The sequence below is a fragment of the Psychrobacter sp. K31L genome, assembly GCF_017942195.1.
In the GTDB taxonomy this organism is placed as follows: Bacteria; Pseudomonadota; Gammaproteobacteria; order Pseudomonadales; family Moraxellaceae; genus Psychrobacter; species Psychrobacter glaciei.
The window spans coordinates 356,932-379,569 of sequence record NZ_JAGKSC010000003.1; the positions used below are offsets into that span (position 1 = coordinate 356,932).

Here is a 22,638-nt window from a genome sequence, read left to right on the forward strand (position 1 = left end):
TTAACTTCAATCATGAGCTTTAATCATGACAAATGGTCTGTTGCTTAACGACGCATCATATTAGCAAAGCGTTGCAACAAGCTCACATCGGCTTCATTTTTGAGCAGCGCACCATATAACGGCGGAATAGATTTTTCACCGCGTAAGTTTTCTTCCAACTCTGCTTGTGCCATATCATCAGCCAGTAGCAAAGTTAACCAATCAACCAACTCAGACGTTGATGGCGGCTTTTTAAGCCCTTGAACATTACGCAGTTTATAAAAAATATCGAGCGCATCATTGACCAGCTTTTCTTGGATATCAGGGAAATGCACGTCAATGATTTGACGCATGGTCTCTTCTTCTGGGAAGTCAATATAATGGAAGAAACAACGACGCAAAAAGGCATCAGGCAGCTCTTTTTCATTGTTCGAGGTGATGATAACCACTGGACGCTGTGCCGCGGTAATGGTCTCACCTGTCTCATAGACATAAAAAGACATTTTGTCCAGCTCATGTAGCAAGTCATTTGGGAACTCGATATCGGCTTTATCAATTTCATCAATCAATAGCACACTACGCTCTTTACTGGTAAAGGCCTCCCATAGCTTACCGGGCTTGATATAGTTGCCAATCTCATACACCTTGTCATCACCCAACTGCGAATCACGTAAGCGCGAGACCGCATCATATTCGTACAGACCTTGCTCAGCCTTGGTGGTTGATTTGATATGCCACGTAATCAGCGGCATACCCAAACTCTCAGCCACTTCTTCTGCCAGTAACGTCTTACCAGTACCCGGCTCACCTTTAATCAGGAGCGGCTTTTGTAACGTCATCGCTGCGTTAACCGCCAGCTGCAAATCGTCAGTGGCTATATAGTTTTGCGTACCGGTAAAGCTTTTCTTTGTTTTATCAGTCGTGGTCATAATCAAGTCTCAGTTATTGTTATATAGTCATTCCACTATAAAAGTATTACAGCGTTAATCTCGCTTGAAGTATTACATATACATCTACACTCGGTTGCCTTGTACTACTTTTAAATTAAATCGACTATAGATTAAGGCTATCAAGAGCCATAAAGGGTATAAAAGCAATCGATGGCAAATAAATAATCATTTAGATTAGCACAGCATGATTGATTGCCAAAATACTCATGCGTTCGCAATTGCTAATAAACAATATATATAGGAAGCGCCTTTTGACTATTTATCATCGCAGTCATAAAACGTTTTTTCATAAAAAAAGACACGCATGGTGTCTTTTTTTATTCATAATACTTTTTATCTATTCATAATACTTTTATCTATTAACAGTGTCTTTTATTCATAGCGGCTTTGATCGTACTTATCATAAGCCTAAAGCAAAGACCCGGTCGCCTCTAGCAAAATTTTGATATCAGTTTTCTGGTATCACTTTACCGCTTATCAAGCTTTTCAGCATTGGGTTGCTTAGCTAAGCTGCTGTCTTTTTTTAAGCTAATATCTGCTTTAGGATTAGCCGCTAAAGGCGTTTTATTAGACTGCTCAGCGACAGTAGGCGGATCCATCAAAGTCGCGTTTTCTGTCAAATAACTGCCCGTCGTCAGCTGCATGGTCGCTTGCGTATCTTCTGCGGTACGACTGCGCGCTTTGTCTAGACTTGACTCAAACGCACCGCGAATAAGCTGCCAAACAAAGCCAATAAACAAGCCTGATACCAAGACAACCAATATCGGTAACATGTTGGTAATCGCGCCAGCTGTGTCTTTCATCATAATCGCATAGACCACAGAAATACTGGCCGGTGCAATCACACTTGGGTCGCTAAGGGCAGTGCCAGGTGCCAATAACACGGCAAACAACATCATCCAACTCATACCACCCAACGGTCGCGGCAGCATACGAGCGACCAACAACCACAATACCAACACAATAACGACACCACCAAGATACGCATACATTGGTAAGTCTGCGGGTGGCACGTCTTTTACCAGCTGTCCCCACCAAATAGCAATCTCACCGAGAATATCGCTAATGGCTTCCAGCGGTAAGCTGTTTATAATACCTTTTAACCAGTCCATGCGTGTGTAGTTACCTGCGTTTATAAATTGTGCGTCGCGTTGTTGCGCTTAATGATAGACAGTGTACTATTTCAACGAACCATAATATCGAATATATTATCGTCAAAAGCACTTAAGACATAAGCACTTGAAACACGACCTTTTGCCTCGCCACGTATTTTTTGTCTTGTCACTCATATAGCCTGCTAGTTTATCATGACTTTCTATCAAAATGCATGAGCGCAAATGTGTCGTAAACTTTTTCTTAGTGGCTTTCATTTAACATATCAAAGAGATAGCTATCAAGAAAATTTTTCAAAGAAACGTATCAATCGTAAATGTTGTCTTGTGCCTCGCGCGCACGTAATTCCGCTTGGCGGCGCATAACGTCTTGCGGTGGCATTTGTACAAAATACCCTTGCGACTGTAATTTTGCGAGCACCTCTTCTTTATCAACACGTGCAAGCGTTGGCGTGGTTGCCAAATCCAGATGCATCACAAATTTACTGCGACCTAAGCTTGCGCGGAAGTCTTTTGGTAGCACACCCAGCCAGTCCTTAATCTCGTCAGTATCATCAGGATAATCAGGGCGGGCAATATAGACATACATGCCGTCATGTTTAGAAAATTTATAAATATCACAATGCATAAAAACCACCTGTCAGAAACTATAGGCGTAGGTTAGCATAATTTAGCCAAATTTCAGTAGTTGCTTTACGTTTTGATATAAGCAACCGCTCTAAGACTGAGACGATAAAACAGCAATAAAGGTACTCGGTTTATCGCGGAAGTGCCTAATTATCCTCACAAACAGACACTTTTGCCGAAATTATCCATTTTAATGGTGTTGATGACTTGTAAAAGCGCCCTGAACCTTTCATAATAAAAGCGTTTTTCAGGAGAGAGTTTGTGAGCATAGTTATACTATAATATATGGTTATAACATAAAAAATATCGTATCAAACCGCATTGGTCATACGACGTATATAATTGCTACACGACCACCGAAGGCGCATCCACCCTGCCAATCGCTCAGGTAAAAGGACTGAAAAACGCATGTCACGACTGTTTCGCTGTCTGCCGTCAATCGCGTAGCACATCCAAACATAGGGCATAACAAATCTGGAGAGCGGTAAGAACGGACGACGTCTTACCCACCGAAGGGGAGAAAATGCGACATCATTTGATTTGATTTTTTGAAGCTTATGCTTTAGAAACTAACAGTGATGGTTCGTGTTGAAAATCTCAGGTTACAGGACAGATAGGGCTTTTGCTTAAACTGACGTTCAGCGTCTGTTTGGCTGGCGGCTTTATCTTTTTTTTCTGTGCTACCCTTGGCTGCAATGCTTGCACCCTGCAACGTTGCTTCTCGCTACTATGATACTGCGCATCGCTCATTACTCTACCGAGTATGACTAATGTACACATAAGGATTTGTTATGACCGACTCTCAAAACACCAATACCTCAGCCCCTAAACGCACGCCCCTTTACCAGTCTCACGTTGATAGTGAAGGCAAGTTAGTGGATTTTTCTGGTTGGGAATTGCCGATTCATTATGGTTCACAAATCGAAGAGCACGAAGCGGTACGTACTGACGCCGGTATGTTTGATGTCTCACATATGGTTGTCGCAGATATTAAAGGCACTGACACTAAGGCATGGCTACAAAAACTGCTCGCTAATGATGTCAATAAACTCAAGACTGCTGGCAAAGCGCTGTATTCTGGCATGCTAAACGAGCAAGGCAGCGTTATCGATGATTTGATCGTTTATCTTATGAATGCAGATGAAACCGAATATCGTATTGTCTCAAACGCCGCCACTCGCGATAAAGATATGGCGCAGTTCAATAAAGTCGCAGAAGGTTTTGACATCACCATCACTGAGCGTCCAGAGCTTGCTATGCTGGCAGTTCAAGGGCCACATGCGGTCGAAAAACTGGCACAAGCCAAACCAAGCTGGGCAGAAACGTTAGCTGAACTCAAACCTTTCGTCGGTGCTGACTTGACTGATATCGAAGGTGCTGATTGGTTCGTGGCTCGTACTGGTTACACTGGTGAGGACGGTGTCGAAGTGATTATGCATGGTGATGATGCACCAGCGTTCTTTGAGCTATTAAAAGCCAACGGTGTAAAACCAGCGGGTCTTGGCGCTCGTGATACCTTGCGTATGGAAGCGGGCATGAACCTCTATGGTCACGATATGGACGAAACCATTAGTCCTTACGAATGTAATATGGGCTGGACGCTCGCGCTAAAAGATGAGCGCGACTTCGTTGGTCGTGCAGCGTTGGTTAGCAAACGCCAGCAGTCAAAAGACGACAATACGGCCATGAAGCAAGTGGGTCTCCTATTGACGACGCGCGGTGTGTTGCGTGAAGGCATGACGGTCACCATCAATCAAGGCTCAGACAATGAGCAGACTGGCACTATTACCAGTGGTACATTCTCCCCTAGTCTAAAAAACTCGATTGCGATTGCCCGTGTTCCTGCCAGCGTATCAGAGGATGATAATGTCCAAGTTGATCTACGCGGCAAAGGCAAGTTCGTTGATGTACGCGTTCTCAAGTTACCGTTTGTCCGTAATGGCAAGCAGCAGTTTGACTCATAGGCATTATAAACTCTATTATTAGCTTTCACTTTTTTTGTTAACCATCCTCTATCACTTAGGAGAGAGACCATGAGTAATATCCCAGCAGAACTAAAATACATTGCCAGCCACGAATGGCTACGTCTAGAAGACGACGGTACAATCACTGTCGGTATCACAGACCATGCTCAAGACTTGCTTGGTGACGTGGTGTTTGTTGAACTTCCTGACGTGGGTGACATCATCGCTGTTGATGACGAAATCTCAGTCGTTGAGTCGGTAAAAGCCGCCTCTGACGTTTATGCCCCGATCTCAGGTGAAGTGGTTGAGATTAATGAAGCGCTAGAAGACGATCCAGAAATCATCAACTCTGACCCATATGGCGAAGGTTGGTTCTTTAGAATGAAGCCTGACAACATCGCTGACTACGAAGCACTAATGACGGCTGATGAGTACGAAAACGATCTATAGTCCAAGCTTTCTTTTGTAATCAATATTTAGCTTATATTCGCTAGTCATTTATATTCGCTAGTCATATGACGTGAAAACATGACAGATACTGGTGCTAACTGGTATCTGTACGCTTTATTTTAGACGCACTTATCATTTCAAAATATTCAGCAACTGTGCTAAATACGCATACTGCCATGAAAGATCGTTACTCAATGTTATTACCCCATACGCTCGTTAATGTATTTGCCTTATCTATTTGACTTGGTCTATAAAAAATCTGCCATCGGTAATAAGCAAATTAATCACTTAATCCCCAGCATGGATCCTAATATGACTTCCAACTCTGATAACAACGACAACATTGCCACACCCGAACACACACCGCAGTTGCAAGCGTTTCGTGAGGTGGTCGAGTCACGTCGTTCAGTCCGTCGTTTTACTGACACGCCGATACCTGACGATGTGTTAGCAGATTGTCTGCGTTTGGCCATGCTAGCGCCGAACTCAAGCAATCTACAGCCGTGGGAATTTTATGTGATTGATAATGCTGATAAACGCAAACGTACCGTCAAAAACTGCATGAATCAAAACGCAGCAAAAACAGCAGCGCGCTTGATCGCAGTTGTCGCCCGTACTGACATTTGGCACGACCACGCCCAGCAGATCTTACGTGAGTATCCTGAGACGCCAGTACCGAAGAAAGTTAAAGACTATTATACCAAAGTCGTTGCCATGGACTTTTTACGTGGACCTGCCAACGTCGTATCAGCGGCTAAATGGAGCGCAACTCAAGTCGTCAGACGGGTAAAAGGGCCTATTAAATCGCCTTACTATACCTTTGAAGACACCAAAAACTGGGCGACCAACAATACTGCACTTGCTGCCGAAAATCTTATGCTAGCACTACGCGCGCACGGCTTTGATAGCTGTCCGATGGGCGGTTTCGACGAGCCTGCCATGAAGCGCTTGTTAGGCTTAAGCAATGATCAGCACATTATCATGATGATTGGTGCTGGCGAACGCGCCGACAATGGCATTTACAACAGCCAGTTCCGCTTTGATCAAAAGCAATTTGTACATTACGTTTAATGCATCGCCATATTACTCTATTTAAATAAACCCTTTTATTACTCCCTTAACCAAGGATTGTCATGACTATTTCTCAAAACCCGACGTTTGATACCTTTCAAGGTTTATTCAACGAAGCTGAATTTGTCTATCGTCATTTAGGCTCAAATGAGACCAAACAAGCTGATTTGCTCAGCAAAATTGGTTATAAAGACATGGCGAGTTTTATCAATGATACGGTGCCTGAGCCCGTACGCTTGCACAAAGACTTAGATTTGCCATTGGCAATGAGTGAGCATGCAGCGTTGGCTAAATTGCGCGCCATGGCAGATAATATCACCGTTAATAAAAGCTACATCGGCCAAGGCTATTCGCCTGTGCGTATGCCTGCGGTCATTCAGCGTAATGTCCTTGAAAATCCAGGTTGGTATACGGCTTATACGCCTTATCAAGCTGAAATCGCCCAAGGTCGTCTAGAAGCTTTGCTTAACTTCCAGCAAGTTTGTATCGATTTAACGGGTCTAGAAATGGCTGGCGCATCGTTACTTGACGAAGCAACGGCAGCCGCTGAAGCCATGGCGATGTCTAAGCGGGTAAGCAAAAGCAAATCAACGCAGTTTTTCGTTGATGATCGCGTCTATCCACAAACGTTAGACGTTATCAATACTCGTGCTAAGTACTTTGGTTGGGAAATCGTCGTTGGTGATTTTGAAACCGCCAAATCTGGTGATTATTTTGGTGCGCTATTCCAATACGTCGGTGTCGAAGGCGATGTTAAAGACCTAACTGACGTTATCGCTGCGGTTAAGAAAAACAAAACGTACGTCAGCGTCGTCAGCGACATCATGAGCTTGGTATTATTAAAATCACCAGCAGATATGGGCGCAGACGTCGCTTTGGGTAGCACCCAGCGCTTTGGTATTCCAATGGGCTTTGGTGGTCCTCATGCCGCCTACTTTGCATTCTCTGATAAAGCCAAACGCTCAGCACCTGGTCGTATCATTGGTGTCTCAAAAGATTCGCAAGGTAATACCGCCCTACGTATGGCATTACAAACCCGCGAGCAGCATATCCGCCGCGAAAAAGCCAACTCAAACATCTGTACGTCACAAGTATTGCTGGCTAACCTCGCTGGTATGTATGCCGTTTATCATGGTCCAGGTGGCGTAAAACGTATTGCCACTCGTATCCATGCTTTTGCCACAGCGTTTGCTAATGTCATTACAGAAGCCAACGATAGCAGTCTAAGCGTAGTACATGATCAGTTCTTTGATACCGTCGTTGTCGATTGCGGTTCAGAAAAACTGGCGACGCAAATTTTTGCAAATGCCGATAATGTTGGTTATAACTTATGGCGTCTAGATGATAACAAACTGGGTGTCGCTTTTAGTGAAATCAGCGACCAACATGACTTTACGGTGTTGACCCAGCTATTCGTTAGTAAATCACATGACTTGCCTGAGACTGCCAGCCTGTCACTTGATAGCGCGCATTTGCGTACCGATGACATCTTAACCCATCCAGTATTTAACTCGCATCATACCGAGCATGAGATGCTGCGCTATTTAAAATCGCTTGAAGACAAAGATTTGGCGATGAACCGCAGTATGATTTCATTGGGTAGCTGTACCATGAAACTCAATGCAACCAGTGAAATGCTACCGATTACGTGGCCTGAGTTTGCCAATGTGCATCCTTTTGCACCGCGCGATCAAGTCACCGGCTACATTGCGATGATTGACAGTCTGCAAGATCAACTTAAAGCCATCACTGGTTTTGACGATGTATCGATGCAGCCAAACTCTGGTGCTTCAGGTGAATATGCTGGTTTGCTAGCGATTCGCCGCTATCATGAATCATTGGGCGAGACCAATCGTGATGTTTGCCTCATCCCAATGTCAGCGCATGGTACCAATCCTGCGACTGCCATGATGATGGGTATGAAAGTCGTCGTGGTTAAAACCGATGAAAACGGTAACGTCGACATCGAAGATTTGACCGCTAAATGTGAAGAGCATAGCGAGCACCTAGGTGCCTTGATGATCACCTACCCGTCGACGCATGGTGTGTTCGAAGAAGGCATCCGTCATATTTGTGACTTGATTCATAAGCATGGCGGCCAAGTCTATATGGATGGCGCGAATATGAATGCGCAGGTCGGCATGATGCAGCCTGCGGATGTTGGTGCAGATGTATTACACATGAACTTGCACAAAACCTTCTGTATCCCACATGGCGGCGGCGGTCCTGGCATGGGTCCTATCGGTATGAAGGCACATTTAGCACCATTTATGGCCAACCATACCTTAAGCCCTGTGCATAATGCGCAAAAAGACTGTTCAGCTGTATCGGCAGCGCCTTATGGCTCAGCCAGCATCTTGCCGATCTCGTGGATGTATATTGCCATGATGGGCCGTGATGGTTTGCTTAAAGCCACTGAACTGGCGCTGTTAAATGCCAACTACGTCGCCGCGCAGCTAAAAGATCACTACCCTGTTTTATACGCTGGTAAAAACGGCCGCGTCGCGCACGAATGTATCATCGATATTCGTCCATTAAAGGATGAAACTGGTATCAGCGAAAGCGATATTGCCAAGCGCTTAATGGATTATGGTTTCCATTCACCAACCATGAGCTTCCCAGTTTCAGGTACGTTGATGATTGAGCCAACTGAGTCTGAATCTAAAGAAGAGTTAGATCGTTTTATCAGTGCGCTAAAATCTATCAAAGCTGAAGCGATGAAAGCCAAAGCAGGCGAAGACAATTGGACGTTAGAAGACAATCCACTGGTCAATGCACCGCACACCGCTTCTATGATCACCAGCAGCGAGTGGACGCATCCATACAGCCGTGATGTTGCCGCATTCCCATTGCCTTATGTACGCGCTCATAAATTCTGGCCAAGCGTCGCTCGTATCGATGATGCTTATGGTGATAAGAATCTGATGTGTTCGTGCCCAAGTATCGAAAACTATCTGTAATCGAAGTCTCCGATAAGTCATAAGTAGCTTTTTATAGAAAAACAAACCTCCAAGTCAGTAGCTGATTTGGAGGTTTTTATTTTGCTTACTTTTTATCTATCAAATTAACAGGTAACATTATTAATGGATAAGTGATAAATAAAGGCTTATACCGATAACAAAATATTTATCTTAAATCTTTGAAGCAATGACTTGGATCTTACTATGCAACAAAAAAACCGCGTTATTCTGATTCATGGTCTGCATCAAACCACTTGGATCATGCGACCACTGGCAAAGCGCCTGCAAGCAGCAGGATTTGATACCCATCAGTATGGCTACCGCAGTATGCGTGATGGCATCAAAACCAATAGCGCAGGCCTCAATACTTGGCTAGAAAAGCATCATCAGCCTGATCAGCCGATAGATTTGGTCGGTCATAGTTTGGGTGGTTTGATTATTCGTGATTTCGTCACTCAGTATCCCAAGTGGCAAATTGGGCGTTGCGTGACGCTAGGAACACCGCACGTAGGGAGTGTTTGTGCAGATTATATCTGGCGCTTAAGCCCCGCTGTAGTAGGACGCTCATATGTCGATGCTTTAGATGGAACAGTCCCACCATTACCAGCACATATTACCTTGGGCGTGATTGCGGGAAATCGTCCGTATGGATTGGGGCAGCTGTTTTTACAGTATCATAACCGTAAACTGCGTAAAGCAGACAATATGCCATCAGCAGAACATCTGCTACACGATGGCACAGTATATATAGAAGAAACCAAAATAGAGGCAGCCACTGATCATATTGTTTTACCAGTTTCGCATACTGGGATGCTGGTCGATAAAGGTGTCACCACACAAGTGATATGTTTTTTACAACATGGACAGTTTGAGCATAAAAAACTTAAACATTGATACCCATACCCTGCTGCAACTCGGTTTTATGCTTGTTAATCACTGGTATCAAAGTCTGCGTCACCCACTCATTGCGCCAGCCTTTTAAGCCTTCTGGTAGCTCGCTTAGGTTTTTATCAAACGCAATCACTTCATACAGCTGCCCTAGCCATTTTTTGCGCATCAATACATTAGCAGGTACACCAATAGCTTCTGCTTGCTCATCAATCGCTTGTTGCACGGCTTTTGACAGCACTTTATTTTTTGAGCGATACGGCGGCAATAGACAGTCTGGATATTCAGCAGGATGCAGGTTTTTTGCCTCTTTTATTACCTTAAGCAGCTCTTCGCCGTATAGGCGCAACATACTGCGATGCATCGTGGTTTTGTGCGCAAGCTCTCGCATATTGCTCGGTTTTTCAGTGATAATCTCACGTACGGCTTGTTTTTTAATCACAAAAGTACGCGGCTGATTGGTCGAACGCGCCAGCTCTTCTCGCCACGTAGCCACTCCTTTGAGTATTGCCATTTGCTGCGAATTATAGCGATAATCAGCCATCGTTAGGTACATCGCTTCGTCTTCAACATGCTGGGCATCGTACAAATCGCTGGCATAAAGCTGGCAATCCGCCCATACATATTCAAACAGTTCTTGCTTTTTTAGCTCGTATTCAAGGCTCAAGTAAAGCGCTGGCAAGAAGCGTACATCATCAATCGCATATTGCTCTTGCTCATCTGAGAGCGGACGCTGTAGCCAATCTGATTGGCTTTGTTCTTTATCGATATGCATATCTAACTGGTCATCAAGCGCCTGCTGATAGCCCATTTGCAGCTGTCCCGTCAAATAAGACAACGCAATTTGCGTATCAAAAATATTGGTCAACGGCGGGCAACCAGACAATAGATAAAAAATCCCTAAATCTTCACCACAAGCATGCCAAATCGCCACGTCAACTTCGCTAAGCGCTTGCCAAAAATCACCCAGTTGCAACTGCGGAGCATCTAGTAAATAGATGTGATTGCCTGTATTTAGCTGTACCAGTGCCAAGCGCGGGTAATAAGTATCGCGCTTGATAAACTCGGTATCTAATGCCACTCGTCCGCAAATCGCCAATGCATCGATAACTTCAGCCAAACCATCTTGCTCACGCACCCACGTGATGGCAACTTCATCCGCAATATCCAATAATGCATCGATATTTGGTTCAGGCGGCACAGCTGCTGACGCTATTTCAGTATCAACTGATTGCTTTGATGAATCGACAATAGCAGCAGCGTTGTCTGCAAGGTTTGATTGGGTGGCAGCGGTTGGAACATGGTTAGACACGGGCAGATACCTGCATAAATAGGGGGAAAGAAAACGCCAAACTGCGTTTTAATAAAAGAAAAACGAGAAAAATAGTGGCAATTAAACAATTATAACAAGTTCATAAAATAAAATGGGCAAGATTTGGGTTTTGTAAAGAACTTATAAAATTGCTAGAGATAATATAGTCAGGTCAATATAAAAAAGAGACAGCGTGACTGGTATAAATTTTTCGTAGCCTCTGTCTGCGTAGGCACAGCAAGCAAGAAAAGTTTGTGCCAGTCACGCATCATAATGTCGTGTACCCATTTTATTTAGTATCAACTATACTATAAGAAAGAGCGATTTTGCATCGCTTGTCCAAGGGTCATACTATCAAGGTATTCCAGCTCGCCACCCATCGGTACGCCTTGCGCCAAACGTGTGACTTTATTGACATGACGACTGACCGCTTCGCTGATAAAGTGTGCGGTGGTCTGCCCTTCGACGGTTGTACCAGTCGCTAGTATTAACTCTTCAACAGGCTCTTGCTTAACCCGCCAGACCAGCTGATCGATGTTTAAGTCGTCGGCACTAATCCCATCAATCGGTGATAAATGACCACCTAAAACAAAGTAGCGTCCACGATAACCTGCCGTTTGCTCGATAGCCATCACATCTGCCGCCGTTTCGACCACGCATAATAGGCCATCATCACGCCTTGGATCTTGACACAGCGGACAAACGGCCTCATCACTAAAGCTGTGACAACGCTGGCATTCGACGATATCACGCATCGCCTCATCAAGTGCTTGGGCGAGTGCCATGCCTTGTGGGCGCTTTTTGGTAAGCAAATGCAGCGCCATACGTTGGGCACTTTTTTGACCCACACCCGGCAAAATACGCAGCTGTTTGACCAGCTGATCAAATTTGGCTGTCAGCAAAGCATCTTCCTTTATTTAACTTAATTTATAAACCGTAGCTATAAAAATGGGGTCGTATCGTGTCGATAACAACCCCATTTTCTATATGATCATAGTCAGATAACATATAATTAGCTAAATATAAAGCCAGTCGTATATCGATACCAAAAACTTGAGATAACGAGGAAGACGAGTGCAAGCGCTACCCTTAGTAGGCTTAGCGAGTCTGACAAAGTTAGCTTATTTTTGGGATAGATATTAGAACATGCCTTGCATACCAGGTGGTAAACCCATACCTGAGGTCGCGCCAGCCATCGTTTCTTCGTATAACTCATCCGCTTGACGCACTGCGTCATTGATAGCAGCAGCGATTAAGTCTTCGATCATATCTGGCTCATCTTCAAGCAAACTTGGATCAATGGTCAAACGCTTAACCACATGGCGACCCGTCATGGTAACTTTTACCAGACCACTACCCGCTTCTGCGTGAACTTCTTTGTTGCCTAGCTCTTTTTTAGCATTTTCAACGTTTGCTTCGACTTTCTTTTGCATCGTTTGTGCTTGTTGCATCAATGCTTGAATATTCATAATTGCCTCTTTGTCTTTTATAGTAATGAGTAATATAGTAATGAGTAATTTTTATTAACGTAAATCATAACGTAAAGTTTATGCGTTAACGGTGATTATACCGTTATCTTTACAAACTGTCTAAACCACGCGCCAAATCTTTAATGATATCTTCTACATTTTCCAAGCCGACCGACAGACGAATCAGACCATCTTTGACGCCTGCTTCTGCCCTCGCCTCAGCGGTCAAGCGAAAGTGGGTAGTCGTCGCTGGATGGGTAATCGTGGTTTTGGCATCGCCCAAATTATTAGTAATAGAAACCATTTGCGTTGAGTCTATCACATGCCATGCAGCGGCTTTTGAATCAAGGCTAGCAGATGGTTTGACTTCAAAACCCATGATAGCACCATAACCACCTTTCATATGATGTTGACGCGTCGCCAGTTCATGAGCGGGATGATCGCTCAACCCTGAGAAATGCACGGTACTGACATTGGGGTGATTGACCAAGAAATCCGCCACTTGATTGGCATTTTGACAGTGCGCTTGCATGCGCAATTTCAGTGTCTCAAGCCCTTTGGTAAAAACCCACGCATTAAACGGACTCATGCTAATACCGCCTGAGCGTACCACGGTAAACGCTTCTTGCATGAGCGCATCGCTACCAACCAAGGCACCGCCTAATACTCGACCCTGACCATCCAAATACTTAGTTGCAGAATGAATCACCACATCAGCACCCAAGTCGAGTGGACGCTGCAAGGCTGGCGTGGCAAAGCAATTATCTACCACCAATAAGATGTCATTGGCTTTGCACAGCTTACTTAAATACTCAATATCACAAATCTGCGCCAATGGATTGCTAGGGCTTTCGCAATAAATAACCTTGGTATTCGGCTGAACCGCTTTTGCCCAAGCGTCATTGTCGAAGCAATCAACGTAGCTGACCTCGACGTCAAACTTGGCCATATAATTATTGAATAGACCAATGGATGAACCAAACAGCTGATTGGCAGCCAGCAGATGATCGCCTGCTTTTAGGTACGCCAAGCACATGGTCAAAATCGCACCCATACCCGAAGCTGTCGCAACAGCGCGCTCACCATTTTCAAGCGCTGCCAAACGACGCTCAAAGGTACGTACGCTCGGATTGGTATGCCGAGAGTAAACGTTACCCGTCTTATCTCCGTTAAAATGAGCGGCGGCATCTGCCGCTGAGGTATAAACATACGAGCTGGTAGTAAAGATAGCCTCTGAGTGCTCACCTTCATCCGTACGATGTTGCCCTGCTCGTACAGCGATGGTCTGCATACCATAATCAAGCCCTAAATCTAGGGCGTCGTTACGCCAGTTTGGATCTAACTTACTCACCTTGCTCTCATTCTGCGTTTGCGACTGACTCATAAATCTTCCGTTACTTTTGTTAGTAGTAAAATGTGTTAGTAGTAAAATGTGTTAGTAGTAAAACGATTAGTAATAGAATGGCTGCTTGTTTTTAGGGTCTGTTGAACATTCAAATGTGGCACTGGCGGTGGCTATTTTTTAGACAATACGCAGTGAAATTTTTGACGCCTAGTCATTCTAGGTTAGACAATTTCGCCATGTATTGGCAAAAAATAGTCCCGCCCCGAAGGGCTGATGCTAAAATCGCACCAAACGTTGTTATAAACCTAGCTAAGGTCTCGACATTATCGTCGGTTTACGCCTAGTTTGATGCGATTTTAGCGATCAGCAGTCCTAATATTTGAATGTTCAACAGACCCTAATTATGGATACCATTTGTCAGCGTTATCATAGCATGTCAACTTATTCCAAACATCTGGTTTCAGAGCCCTACTAAACATTATTTTTGAATACGTCTTGATATAACCACCAAGTCTATAATCAGAATAAAACGCGAGCTTAGTCAAGCGCATAAACTAAAAAAATAACGTATTTATAATAGGCAGATAGGACGACAGCTGCTAAGCTTAGCGACCATTTAGGCTTTGTCCTACGCTTTGTCTCGAGTGTTGTTTTTATAAGCATTATAATCAGCGCTATTATTTGAAAATAAACGAAAATACTCAGCAAACTTTCAATAAATCAAGGCTTATTAGGGTTAATCAGTTATGTTGATGCTAAATATAGAACCAAGCAGTTTATCGCTGAGCCTAACACTCGGGTTGACCTTAGGACTGAGTGGATGTCAGATTTTGCCCGAACAGCCCCATTTGCCTGAAAGCCAAGCCTTGTCAGCGCGAGTGAATGCTTTATATCAGCAAGAAAGCAACCAACAGCCTAAACAAATTGCAGCGACTGACACCAGTAATATCGATTTGGTGTCCGCTATCAGTGCACAGAATGACATTCACCCTGATTTGTCAGGCTATCACCCGATAGTGACTGGGGCAAATGCCTTTGCCGCGCGCAGTATCTTGACAGATATGGCCACACGTAACATCGATGCACAGTATTATATTTGGCATAATGACCAAGCCGGTCAACTACTGTTAAAAGACCTCTGGGATGCAGCTGAACGCGGCGTTATCGTGCGCTTGTTGCTCGATGATTTTAATAATAGCGCGAAGTTCGATCAGCATTTATTACGTTTTGCCAGCCACCCAAACATTGCGGTGCGCATTATTAATCCGTTGATGCATCGTAAATTTCAAACCTTGAACTTTGTCACAGGATTGCCGCGTATCAATCGGCGTATGCATAATAAAAGCATGACCTTTGACAAGCAAATCACCATCATTGGTGGTCGTAATATTGGTAACGAATACCTGAGTAATGATCAGAGCAGTCAATTTGCGGATTTGGATGTGTTACTTATTGGTAAAGTCGTCGCAGATATCGACAACAGTTTTGCCAGTTACTGGTCATCACCTTTATCATTTGATATCGAAACGTTGGCAAAATTTGATGATGATGTGACACCTGATTTTCTATCCGCATTGGATAAGCTCGGTCTCGACGAAGACAATAACGAAGGCAGCAGTTTGACGGTCTATAAAGCGGCGATCAAAGACTCTACTATAGACAGTGATCTGATCAATAAACGGGTACCCTTTCGTTGGACAGATATGCAGTTTTTGAGTGATGATGTCGGTAAACTGAGCAAAACGGTTCCTACTGACACCAATTTGGTACATCAGCTACGCACTTTGCTCGGTAGCCCAACCAAAAAGCTGACTATCATCTCTTCTTATTTCGTGCCGACTAAAGATGGTGTCGATACCTTGGTCAAGCTGGCCAAATCTGGTGTTGATATTAAGATTTTGACCAATTCATTTGATGCGACGGACGTCACTGCCGTTCACTCTGGCTATAGTCAATGGCGACCCAACTTGCTTCGCTCAGGCGTCAAAATATACGAGCTAAAATCAACGGCTGCCGAAGAAGAACGTGAAAACAAGCTGTGGCGAGCACGTAGTCAATCATCGACCAGCTTACATGCCAAGACTTTTGCCGTGGATGATTATCAAGTCTTTATTGGCTCATACAATGTCGATCCGCGCTCTGCCAATATCAATACCGAAATGGGTGTCATTATTAACGATGAGGAACTAGCAAGCCAGCTGCACGGTGCACTCAGCGATGATTTGTTAAATCAAGCTTATGAAGTCAAGTTGCTAGAGAGCGGCGCTTTGCAATGGCATACCATGGAAGATGGTAAAAAAGTGATTTATAATTCGGAGCCACGCGTTGATATGAGTGATCACATTTGGCTCACCATCATGTCATGGTTACCAATCGACTGGCTGCTATAAAGACGTAAGACCTTTTACTCACTGACCCTTAAAATTTCAGGATTTCGGATTTAGTTTCTGTTAAATCAAACCCCTGCAACCAAAATTACTAACACAAAATACCCAAACCTACTGTTTCGGCAAATCATTATCTATCTACGTTGATTTGCCGGTTTTTATGATGAGCGGTTATCCAAACGATGACCGTCTTAATGACCACTTTACTCTGTGGATGCGTGATCTATTATGCCGTCTCGTTCTCAATATGCGTTAATGTCTGCTAGAGACAAAAATGTAGTGCTGTTTATTAGCTTTACCAGCGCTGTAGTGTTTTTTGATTTTTTGATTTATTTGTACATGGCAGATATCATCTCGGCTGCATTTTTTCCTGCGAACACCAACCCTCAAGTTGCTAAACTACAAGGGCTGGGGCTTTTTGCTGTTGGTTATTTGGCACGTCCAATTGGTGGTATCCTCTTTGGTCGATACGGCGATATAAAAGGTCGAAAGCCCATATTGTTGCTAAGCCTGATAGTAACCGCTGCAAGTTTGTTGGCGATGGCGTGTCTGCCCACTTATGCACAGTGGGGATGGATTGCGCCCGCTTTATTTATTTTCCTAAGGCTTATACAGGGTATGGCATATGGCCTTTATGTCCCCTTGGCATGGGTTTTTGTGGCAGAGCATGTACCGCGGCAGTATTTATCAGTAGCCTGTAGCTATGTCACTGCCAGCTTTTTAGTGGGTGTGCTATTTTCAAATGCATTCTTTATGTGGCTTTCTACCTTTATGACGACGGATCAGTTGACTGATTATGGATGGCGTTTGCCATTCTTAATTGCCGCTGTATTAAGCTTTTTGCCATTATTGATGTGGCGACTCGTTGGAGAGACACCATTCTTTCTTGCACTGGACAAGTCAAAAATTGGCACTAGCGCGAGCGAACCATTTACCATACTTTTTAAACATTGTAAGCATTCTATATTTGTTGGTATGGTACTGACGTTGGTCATTTCTAGCATTACCTCTGTTGTCATTCTACTGCTACCAGACTTAATAGAGATAAACTTTGTTTTAGATAGTGACCTATTTGGGTTTTCTCATAGTTTGGCCATCATATTTATGATTTTTGGCTGCATATTTTATGGCATGGTGTCTAACCATGAGAACTTTGGTAAAATTTTAGTTGTTGGTTCTGTTCTACTCATTGCTCAAATGCTGGCCTTCTTTTACCATTTGCAGGCAGGTGGTGATTACATATTAATCATGTATGCGCTATTAGGCTTCTGCGCTGGCATCGTCGGTATGGTACCTGCTATCCTTGTGCAATTGTTTCCGACCAATGTGCGCCTCACAGGAATGGCTTTTTGCTATAATATTACCTACGGTATCGTGGGCGTATTAGTACCTTTCGGTCTAGGCTATGCCACTACGCTAATAAGCTTCTCACCAGCACTATACATTACGTTTATCGGCTTTATTGGTATTATCATGGGGCTTTATTTTTATAATCTGCCTGAATACAAAAAAATTGACCATGTGATCTCGTAAATAGCTGACCAATATCCACATCAAGATTGAAACTAAGGTGCAATGGTATGTCTCATCCATTGCACCTTATCCATTTATTTAAGACACAAATATTAAGGCTTAATACCCATGGTTGATATGACCAATAAACGACTGTCCGTTGCCCCGATGATTGATTGGACAACGACAGATTATCGTTATTTTGCACGGCTGTTTAATCCGCACACGTATCTATACACCGAGATGATCAGTACTGGTGCGCTCATACATGGCAATCGAGCTCGGCATTTGCGCTTTGATACACTTGAGCACCCACTTGTCCTGCAACTTGGCGGTGCAGATATTGGTGAGATGACCCAGTGTGCTGAATTCGCTCAGCAGCATGGCTATGATGAAGTCAATATCAATGTTGGTTGCCCATCAGATCGGGTACAGCATAATAAAATTGGTGCTTGTCTCATGGCCGAGCCAAACACTGTCGCCGATTTAGTCAAACATATGCAAGCGGCTGTCGATATCCCAGTGACGGTTAAACACCGCATTGGTATCGATGATTTTGACAGTTATGAGTTCATGGCAGATTTTGTGCAGAAAGTCGCTGCTGCAGGTTGTAGCCGTTTTATCGTTCATGCCCGTACTGCGTGGCTAAAGGGTCTTAGTCCCAAGCAAAATCGCGACATTCCGCCACTGCGCTATGAAGATGTGTATCGTCTCAAACAAGACTTTCCACAACTCGATATCGAGATAAACGGCGGTATTGAGACAGTTGCAGATATTCAAGCGCACTTACAGCATATAGACGGTGTGATGATTGGCCGCGCGTTTTATCACAACCCTTATCTACTGGCAGAAGCCAACAGTTTATGGGGTGAGCCAGCACCTAAGCGCTCAGATATATTGGCGCAGCTTTATCCTTATCTAGAAGAAAAAGTCGCCAAAGGCGAAGCACTACCCACGATGACGCGTCATTATTTAGGATTGTTTCAAGGGCTGACAGGTGCTCGAAAATGGCGTCAATCATTGAGTGGCAAACCCAAGCTGACCATAGAGGATATTAAGCAAGCAGCGTCTGAGGTCTTGGCGTTAAACCCTGATGCGTAGCTTTCTTTGATTAAACAGACGCTTGATTAAACAGATTTTGATTAGGCCGTGTCCTTATTTTAAAAATGGCGATAAAAATGAGATAAGTTGCCGTTAAACAAAGAAAATAGCGCAGATAATAGTCAGCTATTTGACACCGTTTGGCAAGATTTAGCCATTTTTAACCCATTTAGATGACCATCGATTGAATTGAGGACATGCCCTAAGCTGTTTGCGCTAAATACTGCCACATCGCTGCGCCATTATTCACAATATGGAGCAGCATTGGTAGTAGCAGCGAGCCAGACTTTACACGTGCGTAGCAAAATATCAATGCCAACACCACGATAGTGCTGATTTCATAAACGCCATATTGCAAATGAATCACCGCAAATATCAAACTGGTGATGATACTGGCAATGATCGCCCCACGCTGCTCTTGACTTGGTGAGACGACGAATTGCTCAGCAATGGCCGACCATAATATGCCGCGAAAGACCAGCTCTTCGTATAATGGCGCAACGATCACCATCGCAAACACCAGTAGCCACACTGAGCTGACTGACTGGTACAGCGGGTCTACAAATACCAATGGTGATTTATCGAGCCAGTAAGTCAATGCCTGACTGCCAATCATAAATATCAATAGCAAGCCCAGCATGCCGATGCCAACCGTTACTGAAAACGATTTGAGCGCTAGATACTGTTGCCAATTACCACCTCTTAATTGAATCAGCATAACGATGAGGGCGACTAGCAAGACACCGCCAATCATGATCGACACACTCACGACCGTACCATTACTACTGCCAAAGAAAAATACATCAGCCACGCTTGAGCTTTTAGCTGCTGGTAATAACAGCTTGCCTGCAACATATACCCCTAACAATTGACTGATAAAAAATGATATGACCATTCCTACGGTCATTGAAAATGCACCGAAGCGTGAAAATAACGGCGAACGTTCGGGCGCATTTATAGACGGGTCATTGGTGGTACTAGGTTGGTTTGGCATAAGGCGGTGACTCAAAAAAATAAACGAGCAATGCTCCTGACAGCTTCATATAGTTATTCATATAAGCCGTTAAATAAGTAGCGAGCATCACTCATGTTGGGAGTTGTTGCTTGATTAAATCCAATACTTGCCGTGACACAGACTCTGGATGCTCAAGCGGGAACATATGACCACCCGCATGGGTTGCATAAGGAATATTGAGTCGGGATTTGATTTGCTGCGGGAAGCGGCGTTTCAGAAAGATACTGTCTTGACCAATAATCAATGTGACAGGTACTTTGGGCCCTCGATTTGGTGCCAGCCAATACCAAGAAGGATTGGTACGGAACACAGCGACTTCACTGGCTTTAGGAATAGCCAATGTTACCTTGCCATCCGCACGCTCATGCAAGCCATGCTCGATATATCCTTGAAAACTACGCTCATCAAAGTTTTTAAAAAAACCTTTATGCCGCATTTTTTCATACGCGTCGGCGCGGCTGTCCCACACATCGCGGCGATGCTTAGACACGCCAGCTGGTGACAGCTTGTCCATCAAACGATTATTCATAAGAGGCAATCTGTCTGCTGTCTTTGCCAAATGCCACAAAAAACTGACTTTGCCATAAATCCAAGGCGGATCCATTAATACCGCCTGAGCAAAATGCTGAGGCGCACGGTACAGCGCCTGTAACGTACACATAGCACCCAGCGAGTGCCCAACAGCCACGACTTGCGAGATGCCATGCTTCTCACAGGTGCTTTTTACACTGTCGATAATTTGTTGAGTCAGTCGACGCCAATGATCATCCACTGGATAATCAGGCGTATTGCCTAACATCGGGATATATTCAATGGTAAAAAACTCTGCTAAATGCTCAAAAAACGGCTGATAAACGGCACTTGGCATCCCATTGGCATGGGCAAAATGTATAACGGGCTTATTGGTTTTTTTGGAGACAGGTAGCGCTGCAAAGGTCTGCAAATTTATTTCATCTCTCATAACAGGCTCTCGTGGGATGGTTTATGTTATATATTATTTTTAATGATTGAACCTTATAGCATTCTTAAGCTAAATATCACCAATATAGCAAAATTGATAGCTATCGCGATATTGATAGCGACTTAGTCTTAAAGGTTTAGTCTTAAATAAGATATTTATTTAGCATTACATACAATTGAGGCTGAGCATAATTACATGCCCAGCCTCAACAATCATACACAGTATATCTAAAACATTAAACGCTTAACGCATCTTTACGTTACCTTCTTCTTGTGGTAAAAAACCATCAAGACTAACGCTAGAGCCAATGCCTGCACCCAGTTGCACGGCAAAACGATCCATAAACATTTGGAACGGATCAGTTGGGCTATAGCTAATCACAGTATCAAGATCTAGTTGCTTACTCAGGCTTGTGATACTACCTGTCTTGTCTGCCAAACCTAGCTCAATCGACTGCTCGCCTGTCCAAAATAATCCTGAGAACAGTTTGTTTTGCTCAGGGTTTTTCAAGCGGTCACCGCGACCTTCTTTTACAGCATTAATAAAATGCTTATGCGTATTTGCCAGTACTTTTTCGACATGATTTTCTTCATAATCAGTCAATGGGCGTGACAAGCTTAGAATGTCTTTGTACTCACCAGCCGTAATAGTACGATCTTCTACACCGACCTTGTCCATCAAACCTTTGACATTGTAGCTTGGCATAATGACACCGATAGAGCCAACCAAACTTGATGGATTGACATAAATCTCATCTGCCGCAGAAGCGATGTAATAAGCACCTGAAGCACCAATATCACCAATAACAGCATAAAGCTTTTTATCTGGGTACTCTTTGCGCAACTCCCTCATAGTCTGCCAGATTTCATCAGACTGTACAGGTGAGCCACCAGGTGAGTTGATATCTAATGCCACCGCTTTGGAATTACTATTCGCAAAAGCATCTCTCAAAGCTTCATTGACATCATAAGCATTGGCAACATCGTCATTACTGATGACGCCTTGCAGCTCAACCACGGCCAAATGCGGCGCGCTGGTATCGACTGCATCCATACCCGTTGGCGAACTACTACACCCACGACCAAGGGTCAAAAATATCAATAAGATATAACCAAAGGTCAATAATTTAAAGAAAATACTCCAGCGACGAGCGCGGCGCTGCTCAACCACACTAGCCAATAAGGTGTTTTCAATCAGGCGCCATTCTTGTCCGCTTGGCTGGCTTGACTGTGGCATCTGTGTTGGCTGATTTGCCGAATTGTCAGAACGTTTGTTAGGGTCTGGTGGCCAGTTGGGCATATAACTTCCTAAGTCAGAAACAGTCTAAAACGATAAAAGAGATGATATAGAAAATAAATACAGTGAGAAATCAAATTTTCTCACTGTAGGGGTCATCTATATTAATAGAGTACTAAGTATGGTGCTATTTCGGTTATGGTTCAAGAGTGTAACCGTGAAATATCACCATATTATAACGCTGCTACGGTTAAGATGATTTTTAGAATGTATTGTCAAAATAAGATGTCGCGTCCAAA

Annotated in this window: 18 protein-coding genes and 2 riboswitches; of the genes, 8 read left to right on the forward strand and 10 right to left on the reverse strand. The window is 43.9% G+C overall.

Annotated features, from left to right (window positions below):
• Positions 1 to 44 precede the first annotated feature (44 nt).
• The 3 genes from J5X94_RS06960 to J5X94_RS06970 all read right to left on the reverse strand — a co-directional run bounded on the left by J5X94_RS06960 (position 45) and on the right by J5X94_RS06970 (position 2,669).
• On the reverse strand, positions 45 to 908 hold the full coding sequence (locus tag J5X94_RS06960; protein ID WP_087813734.1) for an AAA family ATPase: 864 nt from the start codon (positions 906 to 908) through the stop codon (positions 45 to 47).
• A gap of 488 nt (positions 909 to 1,396) precedes the next feature.
• Positions 1,397 to 2,041, reverse strand: coding sequence for a hypothetical protein (locus tag J5X94_RS06965; protein ID WP_210540740.1), 645 nt, complete (start codon positions 2,039 to 2,041; stop codon positions 1,397 to 1,399).
• 307 nt (positions 2,042 to 2,348) lie between these two features.
• Entirely contained in the window at positions 2,349 to 2,669 is a 321-nt protein-coding gene (locus J5X94_RS06970; protein WP_010199666.1) for a YcgL domain-containing protein, read from the reverse strand.
• Positions 2,670 to 2,906: 237 nt separating this feature from the next.
• A riboswitch (glycine riboswitch) is annotated at positions 2,907 to 3,078 on the forward strand.
• Positions 3,079 to 3,132: 54 nt separating this feature from the next.
• Positions 3,133 to 3,291, forward strand: a riboswitch (glycine riboswitch).
• A 168-nt stretch (positions 3,292 to 3,459) separates the two neighbouring features.
• Here J5X94_RS06970 and gcvT point away from each other — a divergent pair.
• The 5 genes from gcvT to J5X94_RS06995 all read left to right on the forward strand — a co-directional run bounded on the left by gcvT (position 3,460) and on the right by J5X94_RS06995 (position 10,007).
• Positions 3,460 to 4,632: a glycine cleavage system aminomethyltransferase GcvT gene (gene gcvT / locus J5X94_RS06975; RefSeq protein ID WP_210540741.1), complete on the forward strand. Its 1,173-nt coding sequence runs from the start codon at positions 3,460 to 3,462 to the stop codon at positions 4,630 to 4,632.
• Positions 4,633 to 4,701: 69 nt separating this feature from the next.
• The gene (gene gcvH / locus J5X94_RS06980; protein WP_189584604.1) at positions 4,702 to 5,082 is read left to right on the forward strand and encodes a glycine cleavage system protein GcvH; all 381 of its coding nucleotides are present in this window, start codon (positions 4,702 to 4,704) and stop codon (positions 5,080 to 5,082) included.
• Positions 5,083 to 5,394: 312 nt separating this feature from the next.
• The gene (locus J5X94_RS06985; RefSeq protein ID WP_189584601.1) at positions 5,395 to 6,153 is read left to right on the forward strand and encodes a nitroreductase family protein; all 759 of its coding nucleotides are present in this window, start codon (positions 5,395 to 5,397) and stop codon (positions 6,151 to 6,153) included.
• Between the two features lie 62 nt (positions 6,154 to 6,215).
• Positions 6,216 to 9,113, forward strand: a complete 2,898-nt coding sequence (gene gcvP / locus J5X94_RS06990) for an aminomethyl-transferring glycine dehydrogenase (protein ID WP_210540742.1) — start codon at positions 6,216 to 6,218, stop codon at positions 9,111 to 9,113.
• Between the two features lie 204 nt (positions 9,114 to 9,317).
• Positions 9,318 to 10,007, forward strand: a complete 690-nt coding sequence (locus J5X94_RS06995; protein ID WP_210540743.1) for an esterase/lipase family protein — start codon at positions 9,318 to 9,320, stop codon at positions 10,005 to 10,007.
• On the opposite strand, the gene J5X94_RS07000 is transcribed toward J5X94_RS06995, so the two are convergent.
• From J5X94_RS07000 to J5X94_RS07015, 4 genes are all read right to left on the reverse strand, one after another.
• A complete protein-coding gene (locus tag J5X94_RS07000; RefSeq protein WP_210540744.1) occupies positions 9,997 to 11,313 on the reverse strand; it encodes a ribonuclease D in 1,317 nt (438 codons plus the stop codon). The two genes, J5X94_RS06995 and J5X94_RS07000, sit on opposite strands and share 11 nt — an antisense overlap.
• Positions 11,314 to 11,621: 308 nt before the next feature.
• A complete protein-coding gene (recR, locus tag J5X94_RS07005) occupies positions 11,622 to 12,215 on the reverse strand; it encodes a recombination mediator RecR (RefSeq protein ID WP_189584576.1) in 594 nt (197 codons plus the stop codon).
• Between the two features lie 237 nt (positions 12,216 to 12,452).
• Positions 12,453 to 12,782, reverse strand: coding sequence for a YbaB/EbfC family nucleoid-associated protein (locus J5X94_RS07010; RefSeq protein ID WP_189584573.1), 330 nt, complete (start codon positions 12,780 to 12,782; stop codon positions 12,453 to 12,455).
• A gap of 109 nt (positions 12,783 to 12,891) precedes the next feature.
• Positions 12,892 to 14,166 carry an O-succinylhomoserine sulfhydrylase gene (locus J5X94_RS07015; protein WP_210540745.1) on the reverse strand — a complete coding sequence of 425 codons (1,275 nt, stop codon included), beginning with the start codon at positions 14,164 to 14,166 and terminating at the stop codon, positions 12,892 to 12,894.
• Positions 14,167 to 14,873: 707 nt separating this feature from the next.
• Between J5X94_RS07015 and J5X94_RS07020 the strand changes: the two genes are divergently transcribed.
• The 3 genes from J5X94_RS07020 (at position 14,874) to dusA (ending at position 19,127) form a co-directional block, all read left to right on the forward strand.
• Positions 14,874 to 16,517, forward strand: coding sequence for a phospholipase D family protein (locus J5X94_RS07020; protein WP_210540746.1), 1,644 nt, complete (start codon positions 14,874 to 14,876; stop codon positions 16,515 to 16,517).
• Positions 16,518 to 16,742: 225 nt separating this feature from the next.
• Entirely contained in the window at positions 16,743 to 18,047 is a 1,305-nt protein-coding gene (locus J5X94_RS07025) for an MFS transporter (RefSeq protein WP_210540747.1), read from the forward strand.
• A 108-nt stretch (positions 18,048 to 18,155) separates the two neighbouring features.
• A complete protein-coding gene (gene dusA, locus J5X94_RS07030) occupies positions 18,156 to 19,127 on the forward strand; it encodes a tRNA dihydrouridine(20/20a) synthase DusA (protein WP_210540748.1) in 972 nt (323 codons plus the stop codon).
• Between the two features lie 202 nt (positions 19,128 to 19,329).
• Here the strand turns inward: dusA and J5X94_RS07035 are convergent, their stop codons facing one another.
• From J5X94_RS07035 to sppA, 3 genes are all read right to left on the reverse strand, one after another.
• Positions 19,330 to 20,121, reverse strand: a complete 792-nt coding sequence (locus J5X94_RS07035; RefSeq protein WP_228293185.1) for a CPBP family intramembrane glutamic endopeptidase — start codon at positions 20,119 to 20,121, stop codon at positions 19,330 to 19,332.
• Between the two features lie 91 nt (positions 20,122 to 20,212).
• Positions 20,213 to 21,103 carry an alpha/beta fold hydrolase gene (locus J5X94_RS07040; RefSeq protein WP_010199629.1) on the reverse strand — a complete coding sequence of 297 codons (891 nt, stop codon included), beginning with the start codon at positions 21,101 to 21,103 and terminating at the stop codon, positions 20,213 to 20,215.
• A 243-nt stretch (positions 21,104 to 21,346) separates the two neighbouring features.
• Entirely contained in the window at positions 21,347 to 22,402 is a 1,056-nt protein-coding gene (gene sppA / locus J5X94_RS07045; protein WP_210540749.1) for a signal peptide peptidase SppA, read from the reverse strand.
• Between the last annotated feature and the right edge of the window lie 236 nt (positions 22,403 to 22,638).